General features: G+C 67.5%; 14 protein-coding genes. 8 read left to right on the top strand and 6 right to left on the bottom strand.

The genetic code is table 11. The features are described 5' to 3' along the window. Entirely contained in the window at positions 1-501 is a 501-nt protein-coding gene (bfr, locus tag ACW171_RS04645; RefSeq protein ID WP_492096586.1) for a bacterioferritin, read from the bottom strand. A 146-nt stretch (positions 502-647) separates the two neighbouring features. Then, the gene (locus ACW171_RS04640; RefSeq protein ID WP_492095929.1) at positions 648-833 is read right to left on the bottom strand and encodes a (2Fe-2S)-binding protein; all 186 of its coding nucleotides are present in this window, start codon (positions 831-833) and stop codon (positions 648-650) included. A 113-nt stretch (positions 834-946) separates the two neighbouring features. Between ACW171_RS04640 and thiE the strand changes: the two genes are divergently transcribed. From thiE to ACW171_RS04625, 3 genes are all read left to right on the top strand, one after another. Next, positions 947-1,585 (top strand): thiamine phosphate synthase, encoded by a 639-nt coding sequence (gene thiE, locus ACW171_RS04635; protein ID WP_492095928.1) that lies wholly within the window; start codon positions 947-949, stop codon positions 1,583-1,585. Between the two features lie 84 nt (positions 1,586-1,669). Continuing rightward, positions 1,670-3,340, top strand: a complete 1,671-nt coding sequence (locus tag ACW171_RS04630) for a sensor histidine kinase (protein ID WP_492095927.1) — start codon at positions 1,670-1,672, stop codon at positions 3,338-3,340. A 38-nt stretch (positions 3,341-3,378) separates the two neighbouring features. Then, a complete protein-coding gene (locus ACW171_RS04625; RefSeq protein ID WP_492095926.1) occupies positions 3,379-4,293 on the top strand; it encodes a hypothetical protein in 915 nt (304 codons plus the stop codon). On the opposite strand, the gene ACW171_RS04620 is transcribed toward ACW171_RS04625, so the two are convergent. The 3 genes from ACW171_RS04620 to ACW171_RS04610 form a co-directional block, all read right to left on the bottom strand. Beyond that, entirely contained in the window at positions 4,290-4,631 is a 342-nt protein-coding gene (locus ACW171_RS04620; RefSeq protein WP_492095925.1) for a VOC family protein, read from the bottom strand. The genes ACW171_RS04625 and ACW171_RS04620 overlap by 4 nt on opposite strands. Before the next feature lie 194 nt (positions 4,632-4,825). Continuing rightward, the gene (locus ACW171_RS04615) at positions 4,826-5,809 is read right to left on the bottom strand and encodes an alpha/beta hydrolase (protein WP_492095924.1); all 984 of its coding nucleotides are present in this window, start codon (positions 5,807-5,809) and stop codon (positions 4,826-4,828) included. Further along, complete coding sequence (locus tag ACW171_RS04610) at positions 5,809-6,990, bottom strand: thiolase family protein (protein ID WP_492095923.1); 1,182 nt, start codon at positions 6,988-6,990, stop codon at positions 5,809-5,811. Before ACW171_RS04610 ends, ACW171_RS04615 begins: the two co-directional genes overlap by 1 nt. Positions 6,991-7,121: 131 nt before the next feature. On the opposite strand from ACW171_RS04610, the gene ACW171_RS04605 reads away from it, so the two are divergent. Next, complete coding sequence (locus tag ACW171_RS04605; protein ID WP_492095922.1) at positions 7,122-7,622, top strand: CC0125/CC1285 family lipoprotein; 501 nt, start codon at positions 7,122-7,124, stop codon at positions 7,620-7,622. On the opposite strand, the gene ACW171_RS04600 is transcribed toward ACW171_RS04605, so the two are convergent. Then, positions 7,606-8,769 carry a hypothetical protein gene (locus tag ACW171_RS04600; RefSeq protein ID WP_492095921.1) on the bottom strand — a complete coding sequence of 388 codons (1,164 nt, stop codon included), beginning with the start codon at positions 8,767-8,769 and terminating at the stop codon, positions 7,606-7,608. The genes ACW171_RS04605 and ACW171_RS04600 overlap by 17 nt on opposite strands. Before the next feature lie 173 nt (positions 8,770-8,942). On the opposite strand from ACW171_RS04600, the gene crcB reads away from it, so the two are divergent. From crcB to ACW171_RS04580, 4 genes are read left to right on the top strand one after another with little or no spacing between them, the layout of a single operon-like run. Then, entirely contained in the window at positions 8,943-9,338 is a 396-nt protein-coding gene (gene crcB, locus ACW171_RS04595; protein WP_492095920.1) for a fluoride efflux transporter CrcB, read from the top strand. Then, complete coding sequence (locus ACW171_RS04590; protein WP_492095919.1) at positions 9,335-10,387, top strand: RluA family pseudouridine synthase; 1,053 nt, start codon at positions 9,335-9,337, stop codon at positions 10,385-10,387. Before crcB ends, ACW171_RS04590 begins: the two co-directional genes overlap by 4 nt. After that, positions 10,384-11,058, top strand: a complete 675-nt coding sequence (locus ACW171_RS04585; RefSeq protein ID WP_492095918.1) for an HAD-IA family hydrolase — start codon at positions 10,384-10,386, stop codon at positions 11,056-11,058. The genes ACW171_RS04590 and ACW171_RS04585 overlap by 4 nt, the downstream gene beginning before the upstream one ends. Then, a complete protein-coding gene (locus tag ACW171_RS04580) occupies positions 11,055-11,819 on the top strand; it encodes an ATP12 family chaperone protein (protein WP_492095917.1) in 765 nt (254 codons plus the stop codon). Before ACW171_RS04585 ends, ACW171_RS04580 begins: the two co-directional genes overlap by 4 nt. The last annotated feature ends 40 nt before the right edge of the window (positions 11,820-11,859 follow it).

The raw sequence follows: 11,859 nt of genomic DNA, 5'->3' as shown, positions 1-11,859 counted from the left end.
TCAATTACCGGTGGCGGCCTTGTCGGTGACGATCTCTTTCATCGCCGACTGCAGATAGTTCTGTGCGCCCATCAGGTTGATCAGGCTGTGCTGGTTCTCGAGGAAGTCGATGTGCTCCTCGGTGTCGGCGAGGATGCGCATCAGCAGGTCGCGGCTGACATAGTCGCGCGCCTCCTCGCACTGGGTCACGGCCGCCGAAGTGGTGGCGCGGCTGTCGAGTTCCAACTGCAGGTCGGCGCCCAGGCATTCGATCGGATCCTCGCCGACCTTAAGCTTGTGCAGATCCTGCAGGTTCGGAAGACCATCCAGGAAGAGAATGCGTTTGATCAGCATGTCGGCGTGCTTCATCTCGCCGATCGATTCTTCGTAGATCACGTTGCCGAGGTGGCTAAGGCCCCAGCTCTCGAACATGCGGGCATGCAGGAAGTATTGATTCACCGCCGTCAGCTCGTTGGTGAGCACTGCGTTCAGCGTGCGGATGATCGCGGGGTCGCCCTTCATGGCCATGGTGTCCTGTTTGCTTATGCCGAAGACCCGGCGGGGTCTGTTGAACCAAGGCATAGCACAAGAACACCGCTCGCGATCATTTGCGAGCGCTTATCACGACATTGATATTGCGAATGATTTTGGCCCGCAGCCGCGCAGTCCTACTCGGCTGCGAGTGCGAAGTTTTCGCGGCTGTCGGAGATCATCCGGCGCATTTCGCAGACGCATTTCGCGCACTGCGCTTCGCATTGATTGCGCTGGAAAACCTCGCGCGGGCGCGTCGCGCCGGCTTCGATCGCGAACGCGACGTCGCGCTTCCTCAGACCGTTACAGTTACACACGTACAAAGCTTGGCCGCCCCGAAACGCTAGATGCGATTGGTTCGCTATAGCAGGGATCTGGGCGATTGCAACGCGTTCGCAAGGTTGACGTCAGCGTCGGGGCGTCGCACCTCCCGCCCATGTCCGATGCCACCTGCCAACTCTATCTGATCACGCCTCCGGTCATCGACGATCTGGACGCGTTTGCCGCCCAGTTGGAGGGCGCGCTGGACGCAGGGCCGGTCGCCGCACTTCAGATACGCCTCAAGCCCGCCGACGATGCAACCATCACGGCGGCGGTGAGGCGACTGGCGCCGATCGCGCAAGGGCGTGGCGTGGCCGTGATCCTAAACGATAGGCCCGATTTGGCCTCAGCCCTGGGATGCGACGGCGTGCATGTCGGACAGACGGATGCGTCGGTGGCCTCGGCCCGGCGGATCATGGGCAAGACCGCCATGATCGGCGCAACCTGTCACGACAGCCGTCATCTGGGCATGGAGGCTGCGGAAGCCGGGGCCGACTACGTCGCCTTCGGCGCCTTCTATCCGACCGACACCAAACAGACCGAGCATCGGCCAGAGCCCGAGATCCTGACGATCTGGCAGGAGGTCATGGAAGTCCCGTCCGTGGCCATCGGCGGGATCACCATCGACAACGCGGCGCCCTTGGTCGCGGCGGGCGCCGATTTCCTGGCCGTCAGCGCCGGTGTCTGGAACCATCCGGCCGGTCCGGCCGAGGCGGTTCGCCGGTTTTCACGGGTTCTGGACGGCCAAGCCTGACTTCAGGGGATATTAGGAAGCTGGGATTAGAGCTGGCGTCAGTTTCCCTGACCTGAGTCGCTCCACATGTTCCAAAGCCGCGCGATGACCGCGACCGATGCGGAGGTCCTGGAGGGACCCGGCACGCCTGGTCGCGCGATCCGCACCTCGACGGCGGCTGGACTGTTCGCGCAGCCCCTGGCACCCATGCTGACGGTTCTGGGTGTGATGATCCTGGCCTTCGCCGCCATCACCACGGCGAGGACCTCCGACATGATCGCGGCCCTTTGGGCGGCGAACGGCCTGGCCGCCGCCATGTGGCTGAGGAGCGGTCGTGGCTTCGGCTACGATCTCAGTTTTGGTGCCCTGATGGCGCTGGGCATTCTGGCGGGACAGTTCCTGGCCGGGAACACGCCGATGATGTCGGCCATCTTCACCCTGGCCAACATGATCGAAATCGTGCTGGCGGTGCTGCTGGCTCGACGCTTCGCCCCGACGCTGAACCTGGCCAGCGTGGAGGGGGCCTGCCGCTTCATACTGTGCGTCGCCGTGGTGGCGCCGGCGCTGGCCGGTCTGTTTATCGCCGTCCTGCAGTTCACGCTGCGCGGGTCGCCCTTCCTGGAGACCTTCCAGACCTGGTGGTTCGGGCATGCTCTGGGACTGGCTGTGATCAGCCCCTTTGTCCTGTCGCTCGACATGCGAGCCGTGCGTGCAATGTTCAATCCGTGGCGAGCGGTCGAGACCGTCCTGCTGTTCGGCCTGATCTTCGCCGTCTGCATCATCACCTACTGGCTTGTCGCCATGCCGCTGGGTTTCGTCATGGTGCCCCTGCTGATCATCATCGCCGTGCGACTGAAGGTCCTGGGCGTGACGGCGGCCCTGGTGGTGATTTCGGTCATGTCGCTCTCCTCGATGATGATGGGGGTAGGCCCCTGGCATCTGGTGATCGGCGACCGGGCCGAGCGGGCCATGCTGCTGCAACTGACCATCCTGTTCGGTTATCTGCCCATCCTGCTGGTCGCCTCCTTGCTGGAGGAACGCGATCGGCTGTCGGCGCGCGCCAAGGCGGGACAACTCCGCGCCGAGAAGGCCTCGGCCGCCAAGTCGCGCCTGCTCGCCAATGTCGCCCATGAGATCAAGAGCCCCATCGGCGGGGTCATCGGCATCGGCGACCTGTGGGCCAGCGGCCAGCTGGGCCCGGTCACCGAGACGCAGGCCGAGATGGCGGCGATGCTGGTCAAGACCGCGCGCCAGGTCGAGGCCCTGTCCCACGACCTTCTGGACGTCGCACGTGCCGAATCAGGCGCGGTGAAGGTGGAGATGCGGCCCACCGACATCCCGGGCATCCTCGAAGACATCCGACGCGCCACGGCCATGCGTCCGGAAGCCCGGATGCTTTCTCTGAAAGTCATCTGCGAGGGTGACGGTCTGGTGGCCCTGGCCGATTCGCAGCGTCTGGCCCAGGTTATCGATAACCTGGCGACCAACGCCGTGAAATATGGAGCGGGCGGCGGCGAGGTCACCTTCCGCGCGAGGCGTGTGCATGACGGCGTCCGCATCGAGGTGATCGACAAAGGCCCCGGCCTTTCGCCTGAGAAGCAGGCCCAATTGTTCGAACCGTTCAACCGACTGGGGCTGGAACGCTCCGCTGTGGAGGGCCACGGGATAGGTCTGGCCCTGGCCAAGCGTCTGGTCGAACTGCAGGGCGGATCGATCGGGGTGGACTCGGTCGCGGGCGAGGGCGCCGTCTTCTGGATCGAACTGCACGCCGCCTGACGCTTGCCGTCGGAGGACCGAAAGGCGATGTTCCCGACATGTCGCACCTACTTATTCTCGCCGCTGCCGTGATCGCCCAAACCCAGGCCGCGCCCTCCACGGGCAGCGCCCTGACCCGCAGCCTGAACGCGGCGCCGCCCGCAGGTGCCGTTGCGGCTCCGCCCCGTGAACCGGCGACCGTGGCCCCGACAAGGACGATGCCGCCAGGCTTCATTGCGCCTTCTCCTGCCCGAACGGCACCGATCCCGTCGGCTCCGGTGGCGACCCCGCCGAGGACTGCCCCGATCACGCCGCCCGCCGTCGCCAACCCACCCCGGACCCAGCCTCTGGCGACACCGCCTCCCTTGACCGCGGCGCCTGTGACAGCCGCGCCGCGTCCGGCTACGCCCGCGCCCACCAGCGTCACGCCGCGCACGACCACGCCCGCGCCGGCTGCGGCGCCCCGGACGACTATTCCAGCGCCGACCATGGCCGCGCCTGCGACGACGCCTGTAAGGGCGAGTCCGACGCCTGCGCCGCGCCCGACGACGCCGGCCCCGGTCGCCGCCGCCCCGAGACCTGTGATCGCCGAGCCGCCTGTGGCCGCCATGACCGTGCTGGACGCGCCGGCGATCCGCGCCCTGCCGTTCACCGTCGACCTGCCCGCCGGGCTCACAGTCACGACCGGTCGTCCGGGGCCGAACTTCAACATCTGGACGATCCGGCGCGGCCAGCAGCCTCTGGTCATGGTCTATGCCGGGCCGGCGTCGCAGTTCCCGATCTACTCTGGCCAGATGGTCGAGACGACCGGCCGCGCCTCAGTCGTCGCCACCGAAGACGGCCGCCGCGTCGCGCTGGAGCACCTGTTCACCCGCACGACCGCGCCGGCCGAGATCCATGTGTGGATCACAAGCGTGGAAGGCGCCGACCGAGCCTTGGCCGAACAGATCGGCCAGTCGATCGACCCACGCTAAGCTTCGGACCAGACCGCCAGTTCGTTGCCGGATGGGTCGCGGAAGTGAAAACGCCGGCCGCCGGGGAAGTCGAAGATCGGCTTGAGGACGGTCCCGCCGGCCGCCTCGACCTTGGCCAGCATGGCAGGGAGGTCGTGCGCATAGAGGACGGGGAGGGGAGCTTTCGGCCGGTCGTCCGTGTCGGCGTCGAAGCCGCCGTCCAGGCCCTGGTCGAAGGCCGCATAGGTGGGGCCATAATCCTGGAAGGTCCAGTCGAACGCGGCCTCATAGAAGGCTTTGGTCTCGGGCAGGCCGGTAGAGGGCAGCTCGAGATAGTCGAGTTTTCCGTCGCTTCGCATTGTCGTGATCCAGTCAAAAGCCGCCGCAAACCGGCTTGCCACGGCGCGAAAGACCAAGCAATCTTGCGAACGACTATCAAACGCAGGTGCGCTCGTGATCGTTCTGTCGACAGGCCCTCAAGTCCTTGTCCGCCTGATGCGGGAGGCGAAGTCGCGTCCCTCGCAGACGCCGTCGAAGCCTGTGGATCGCGCGGTTAAGCGGTAAGCCAGCCGTTGCGGCGGCCAAAGGCCAAGACCAGTTCCGGCCACACGGCGGCAGGTTTTCCCGCGATCAGACGGATGCCGAAGCCGTGGCCGCCTTCCTGGAACAGATGGGCCTCCGACACCACAGCTGCGGCACGAAGGGCGGTCAGCAGTTGCAGGCTGTTCTCGGGCGGCACGCTGGCGTCGTCGAGGGCATGGATCAGAACGGTGGGGCCTACGCCGGTCCAGTCCATCCTGTCGAGCGACCACGCGCTGATCTGTTCAGGCGTGGGGGAGAGGCCGAGCAGGTGCTCGCGCGATCCCTTGTGGGCGAAGGGGTCGGCCAGGGTCGCGACGGGATAGAGCAGGATGTTCAGGTCGGGCCGGTGCGAGGCCTCGTCGGCCGCGTCGACAGGTTCATAGGTCGCGTCCGACCGCGCGGCGAGCAGGCCGGCGAGGTGACCGCCTGCCGATGCGCCCAGGCTGGCGATCCGGGCCGGGTCGACGCCGTAGTCGTAAGCGTGAGCGCGGATCAGGCGCAGCGCGCGCTGGGCGTCCTGCAAGGGCGCGTTCGGCCCTGCGGTCCAGCCGTCGGCGGGCAGGCGATAGCGCAGGATGAAACAGGTCACGCCGGCCGCCGCGAAGACCCGGGCGACGTCGAAACCCTCCTTGTCCAGCACGGCCCAGCGGTAGCCTCCGCCGGGAATCAGTAGCAGCGCCGCGCCATTGGGCCGCTCGGGCCGCATGACGGTCAGAATCGGGTCGGTCGTGTACTGGGCGAAGCGGTCATGGAAGGCCGGATCCGTCGAGCGCTCGGGTACGATCGGGGTGACGGTGACGTTCTCGCCGCCGGGCGCGCCCTTGGGCCACAGATGCACGACCTCGGTCGGGTCGGCGGGGGCGACAGTCTGGGCTATGGCGGTTCCTGAAACGCCGGTGGAGGCGGCGGTCACAGCCGCCGCGCCGAGAAGGGAACGACGGCTCAGATCGGTCATCAGACCAGCTCGACCGCGAGCGCCACGGCCTCGCCACCGCCGATGCACAGGGACGCCATCCCCTTGGATTTGCCCCGGTTCTGCAGCGCCGAGATAAGAGTCGTCAGCACCCGCGCGCCCGACGCGCCGATGGGGTGACCGAGCGCCGTCGCGCCTCCGTTCACGTTCAGCCTGGCGTGGTCGATGCCCATCTCCTGCATGGCGATCATGGGGACGACGGCGAAGGCTTCGTTGATCTCCCAAAGGTCGACGTCCTCGACGGACCAGCCGGCCTTCTTCAGCGCCTTCCGCATCGCCGGGACCGGCGCGGTGGTGAAGAGGCCGGGCTCATGGGCGTGGGCGGCGTGGGAGACGATGCGTGCGACGATCGGCAGGTTCAGCGCCTTGGCGACGCTTTCACGCGTCATGACCAGGGAGGCGGCGCCGTCCGAGATCGACGAGGCGTTGGCGGCGGTGATGGTGCCGTCCTTGGAGAAGGCGGGCTTCAGCGTCGGGATCTTCTCCGGCATGGCCTTGCCGGGCTGTTCGTCCTCGGTGACCGTGACGGTCCCCTTGCGCCCGGTGACTTCGACCGGGGTGATCTCGGCGGCGAAGGATCCATTCGCGATGGCGGCGCGGGCGCGGCTGAGGCTTTCCAGAGCGTAGGCGTCCTGCTGCTCGCGCGTGAACTGATAGGTCTGGGCCGAGTCCTCGGCGAAATTCCCCATCAGCTTGCCGGGCGTATAGGCGTCCTCCAGCCCGTCCATGTACATGCTGTCGACGATGACATCGTGGCCGATGCGCGCGCCGCCGCGGTGCTTGTTCATCAGGTAGGGAGCGCCGGTCATCGACTCCATGCCGCCCGCCACGATGATGTCGGCGCTGCCCGCCGCGAGGCTGTCGGAGGCCATCATCACGGCCTGAAGGCCCGAGCCGCACATCTTGTTCACGGTCGTCGCCTCGACATGCTGGCCGAGGCCGGCGCCGATGGCCGCCTGACGCGCCGGGGCCTGGCCGAGCCCGGCGGGCAGGACGCAGCCCATGTAGATCTGCTCGATCTTGTCCGGCGAGACGCCCGACCGCTCGACCGCCGCCTTGACGGCCGTAGCGCCCAGCTCGGTCGCCTTCACGCCGTTGAACGCCCCCTGGAAGCCGCCCATGGGCGTGCGGGCGAAGGCGACGATGACGACGGGATCGGACATGGGATGGCTCTCACGATGACGTTGAGCGGATGTAGCGCTGGGCAAGGCGGATTGCGAGGGGAGCCCGCCGTCGTTCTCCCTGAGGGAACGCCTTGGACGCCCACAGCGCTTAACCGACGAAAGGACGACCCATGATCCGCACCCTCGTCATCGCCGCCGCAGCCCTCAGCCTCGGTGCCTGCGCCAGTCTCGCCCCCTATGGCCCCCAGCGTGGACCGAACGGGCAGGGCTATTCGGAACAACGGATCGAGAGCGATCGCTACCGCGTGACCTACAACGGCGTGGGCGCTCCCGGCCCGGTCGCGGACATGGCCCTGCTGCGCGCCGCCGATCTGACGATTGACCAGGGCTACGATTGGTTCGAGGTCACCCAGCGCTATGTCGATGGCCGTCCGGACAGCGCGGGCGGGTTCCGTCCGAGCGTCTCGGTCGGCTACGGCGGCGGATCGACCCGCTACGGCGGCCGTAGCTATTCCTCATCCGGCGTCGGGGTCGGTGTGGGTCTGAACTTCCAGGGTCCGTCTCCGACCTCCACCGTGCTCGAAGTCCGACTGGGCCGAGGCGCTCGTCCCGATCGGGGCGAGGCCTATGAGGCGCGAGAGGTTCGTTACGCGCTCAGCGGCCGCGAGTGAGGGCGCGGTATTCGACGAGGCGTTCTTTGTCGCGCCGAACCTGATCGCCGATCGTGTTGTCGACGTCCAGCGAGGCGTAGCGGACCCACCCGTCGACGCCCAGCTTGTCCTTCACGGCAGCCGTCGGCGTCTGCCAGCGGTAGTAGGACAGCCAGGACACCAGCACGGCCAGAGCCACGGCGATCAACTGTAGTACCCGGAACCCGGCCTCGTTCGCGGCGGGGGCCGGCCAGAAGGCGAAGACGGCCAGCCAGACCAGCAGCACGAAGGGCGTGGTGATACGCCCGACCCAGCGCATCCAGTACCGTTCGCGACGCACCCGCCAGAGCTCCATCTGGGCGAATTTCTCCAGGTATTCCATGCGCGAACCGATCCAGAGAACCAGCCGGGTCAGGAACTGGGCGCGCTGGCCCCATCCCTTGCCGTCCATCTGAAACTGGGTCTCGGCCTGATCCGATAGGGCGCGGGCGTTGGTGAACAGATTCTGGAGTTCGCGCGTCCTCTGAACGACTTCGCGCGACAGTTCGTAGGAATCGTTCTCCAGACGGAACCGATACTGGACGAACAGGATCGCCGAGACGCCGTAGAAAAGGCCGGCCGTGATCAGCATGCCCAAGACCGCGAGCCCCAGCCCTTGTGGCTGCCCCCCGGTCCATTCAGCGAACAGGCCAGGCCCAAGGATCGCCATGGTCGCAAACCCCACCAGGGCCGCGAGCTGGGTCAGCCGCTTTGTGATGACATGCACCCGCAGGGCGTTGAACACTCGCCGGCCGTAGCCGTGTATACGGCCCCGAATGTCGGCGTCGGCGGGGAAGCGTTCCTCGATCTGGCGGTTGAACAGGACGTGGAAGCGGTCCGGCTTGTTCTCGGTCTCCCAGAACGGGAAGATATCCAATGCCTGATTGAAATACTGGTCGATATTGGCCGAGATGATCCGGATGGCCTCCGGATCCATGGTGAAATAGTCGCTCTCCTGGATCGGCCTCAGGATGCCGTCGTCCGAGACCGTGGGCTGGGGCTGGGCCGGGGGAGTTGCGGCGGGGACGGGGCGATCGGGAATGTCGGCCGCGCCCGGAGGCGGGGCGGCGGACGAAACCGGGATCGTCAGATTGGGCCCGGCGTGGGGCGTTTGATCGTCATGCGACATGGCGGTCGGTCGAACCTCAGGGAAGTCAGCCCGGCAGTATGTCAGAACCCGCCGCCGGACCGACGGGGTTCTCTCACAACGCGAAGCTTGGGTATCGCCGTTAACCCTGTCGCGCGGCAAGTGAAGTTTCGGTCAGGTGACGCAGGCGCGCGGCGCGCTATAAGGCCCCGATCATGACAAGATTTCTGCTGGTCGCCCTTGGCGGAGCGCTTGGCTCCATGGCGCGCTACGGCGTGGGACTGGGCGCCGCGCGCCTGTTTCCCGCCTCGATCTGGCCTTGGGGCACGCTGACGGTCAATGTCGTCGGCGGCCTGGCCATGGGTTTGCTGGTCGGCTGGATGGGCCTGAAGGTCGGCGCGGGGCAGGAGACGGTGCGCGTCTTCGCAGCGGTCGGCCTGCTCGGCGGCTTCACCACCTTTTCGGCCTTCTCGCTGGAGACGGTGCTGATGATCGAACGACGAGACTACGGTCTGGCGGGCGCCTATGTCCTGCTGTCAGTGGTGTTGGCCGTCGCGGCCCTGATGGCCGGACTGATGCTGGCCCGCCGCGCATTCGGAGACGTGCTGTGAGCTACGACCCCAACGAGACCGCACCCGAAGCGCCCGCGCCCAAGGGGCCCGTCGGCGCCCGCGAGGCCCAGATTCTCTATGTCGCCGAGGCCGAGGACGGCATCCGGCTGGACCGCTGGTTCCGCCGGCGCTGGCCGCACCTGTCGAACATCCAGGTGCAGAAGATGGCGCGCGGCGGCCAGATCCGCGTCGACGGTGCCCGCATCAAGCCCGAAGGCCGCCTGACCGCCGGGGCCGCCGTGCGCGTGCCGCCGATCCCCGAGCCCATCGTCCGCGCGCCCGGCGAGCATATGGCCCTGACGCCCGCCGACATCGCCTTCGCCAAGTCGATGGTCATCTACGAGGACGATCTGGTCATCGCCCTGAACAAGCCCTGGGGCCTGGCGGTGCAGGGCGGAACCAAGACGACGCGCCACGTCGACCGGTTGCTCTCGGCCTGGGGCGAGGGGATGGACCGGCCGCGTCTGGTGCACCGTCTCGACCGCGACACCTCGGGCGTCCTGTTGCTGGGCAAGGGGCCGGAGGCGGCCAAGCGGCTGGCGGGTGCCTTTGCGCGGCGTCAGGCCAAGAAGACCTATTGGGCGATCGTCATGGGCATGCCTAAGCCGAACGCGGGCCAGATCGACCTGCATCTGAAGAAGTCGGGCATCAACGACTACGAGATTATGCGCCCGGCCGAGCCGAAGGAGAACGGCGCGGAGCCGGCCGAGACCGCCTTCGCCCTGATCAGCCACGCGGGCCAGCGGGCGTCCTGGATGGCGCTGCGGCCCTTCACCGGGCGGACGCACCAGTTGCGCGCGCACATGAAGGCGATCGGCCATCCCATTCTGGGCGATCCGAAATACGGCGACGACAAATCGACGGAGCTCAGCGGCCCGCTGAAGCTGCAACTCCACGCACGGCGGATCGAACTCGATCATCCGGCGGGGGGGAAACTGATCGTCGAGGCACCGATCAGCGCCGAGCTGCGCGCCGGCTTCCAGCATTTCGGCTTCGACGAGGGCGAGGCGGACTACGATCCGTTCGAGGGCGTGAAGCGCCAGCGATGAGCCGACCTCTCGCAGTCTTCGATATCGACGGGACCCTTGTCGACAGTCGCGCCTCCATCCTGCAGGCGGCGACGGATGCCGCGCGGGACCTGGGCCTGCCCGATCCTGAATATGACCGGGTGCGCCAGATCGTGGGGCTGAGCCTGCCGCATGCGCTGGCGGTGCTCGAGCCGGGCCTGACGCTGGCAGAGCTGGAGCGCTTCACCGAAGGCTTCCGGGCCAGCTTCAACCGGCTGTACGCCTCGGGTCACGAGGAGCCGTTGTACCCCGGCGCGTTGGAGACCCTGCGTCGTCTGCACAAGGACGGCTGGCGGCTGTCGCTGGCGACGGGTCAGAACCGGCGGGGCGTGGCGCGGAACCTGGCGCGGGCGGGGTGGGCGGAGATCTTCGTGTCGTCCCACTGCGCCGAGGACGGGCCGGGGAAGCCGGATCCGGCGATGCTGCATGCGGCGATGACGGCGTGTGGGGCGGATGCGGCCTCGACCGTCATGATCGGCGACACGGCGCACGACATCTCCATGGCGGTAGCGGCCGGGGTCCTGCCGCAAGGCGTGGCCTGGGGCTTCCATACGCCGGAGGAACAGATCGCCGCCGGGGCCACTCACGTCGCTACGGACTTCGACGACCTCGAAGCCGCACTTCACCGCTTTGCCGCACGAGCCTTCGCATGAGCCACATCCCGCCGCTGGACCCGATGGTCGCCGCCCGCAAGGGGTTCCGGGAATCCGAGGAGCGTCTGAAGCGCTTCTGGACGGAGGCGTCTGTCTCGGCCGAAGACGCAGGCGGCTGGGTCGTGCTGCTGGACGGGCGCGCGCCCAAGACGCCGGCTCATAATCGCTTCCTGATGCCGACCGAGGCCGCCGCGCGCATGGTCGCCGACGAATGGGCGGCGCAGGGGGAGTTCCTCGACCCCGGAACCATGCCGGCGACGCGGATCGCGGCCACGGCCATCGACCGGGTCGCCGTCACGCGCGAGCCTGTGGCCGAGGAGATCGCGGCCTATGTCGGGTCGGATCTGCTCTGCTACCTCGCCGAACACCCGACGCCGCTGGTGGCCGAACAGGCGAAGGCCTGGTCCCCGTGGCGGGAATGGGCGGAGCGCGAGCTGGGCGTCGTCGTCCAGCAAACCTCGGGCATCATTCATGTCGAACAATCGCCGGAGAGCATCGCCACGGTGCGGGAGCTGGCGCTGGAGCTCGACGACTTCCGGCTGACGGCCCTGGCCATGGCGGTGCCTCTGCTGGGCAGCGCGATCCTGGGGCTGGCGGTGCATCGCAGGGCGCTTTCCGGGGAGGAGGCCTTCGAGATCAGTCGGATCGACGAGGCCTTCCAGGAACGTCAGTGGGGCGTGGACGCCGAGGCAGAGGAGCGGACGGCCGCACGCCGGGCCGAGGCCGTGCTGATCGACCGCTGGTTCCGCGCCCTCGACTGAGGAAGCCGCTAGACTTCGGCCTTCGCCTGAGTGATTCGAC

It is taken from the genome of Brevundimonas sp. FV1ye28 (assembly GCF_058681135.1).
This window is presented reverse-complemented; position numbering and strand designations above follow the sequence as displayed.

Bases quoted from the DNA above. Each gene is read 5' to 3' on its own strand.
- bfr (WP_492096586.1), bottom strand. From the start codon at position 501: ATGAAGGGCGACCCCGCGATCATCCGCACGCTGAACGCAGTGCTCACC.
- thiE (WP_492095928.1), top strand. From the start codon at position 947: ATGTCCGATGCCACCTGCCAACTCTATCTGATCACGCCTCCGGTCATC.
- ACW171_RS04630 (WP_492095927.1), top strand. From the start codon at position 1,670: ATGACCGCGACCGATGCGGAGGTCCTGGAGGGACCCGGCACGCCTGGT.
- ACW171_RS04625 (WP_492095926.1), top strand. From the start codon at position 3,379: ATGTCGCACCTACTTATTCTCGCCGCTGCCGTGATCGCCCAAACCCAG.
- ACW171_RS04620 (WP_492095925.1), bottom strand. From the start codon at position 4,631: ATGCGAAGCGACGGAAAACTCGACTATCTCGAGCTGCCCTCTACCGGC.
- ACW171_RS04615 (WP_492095924.1), bottom strand. From the start codon at position 5,809: ATGACCGATCTGAGCCGTCGTTCCCTTCTCGGCGCGGCGGCTGTGACC.
- ACW171_RS04610 (WP_492095923.1), bottom strand. From the start codon at position 6,990: ATGTCCGATCCCGTCGTCATCGTCGCCTTCGCCCGCACGCCCATGGGC.
- ACW171_RS04605 (WP_492095922.1), top strand. From the start codon at position 7,122: ATGATCCGCACCCTCGTCATCGCCGCCGCAGCCCTCAGCCTCGGTGCC.
- ACW171_RS04600 (WP_492095921.1), bottom strand. From the start codon at position 8,769: ATGTCGCATGACGATCAAACGCCCCACGCCGGGCCCAATCTGACGATC.
- crcB (WP_492095920.1), top strand. From the start codon at position 8,943: ATGACAAGATTTCTGCTGGTCGCCCTTGGCGGAGCGCTTGGCTCCATG.
- ACW171_RS04585 (WP_492095918.1), top strand. From the start codon at position 10,384: ATGAGCCGACCTCTCGCAGTCTTCGATATCGACGGGACCCTTGTCGAC.
- ACW171_RS04580 (WP_492095917.1), top strand. From the start codon at position 11,055: ATGAGCCACATCCCGCCGCTGGACCCGATGGTCGCCGCCCGCAAGGGG.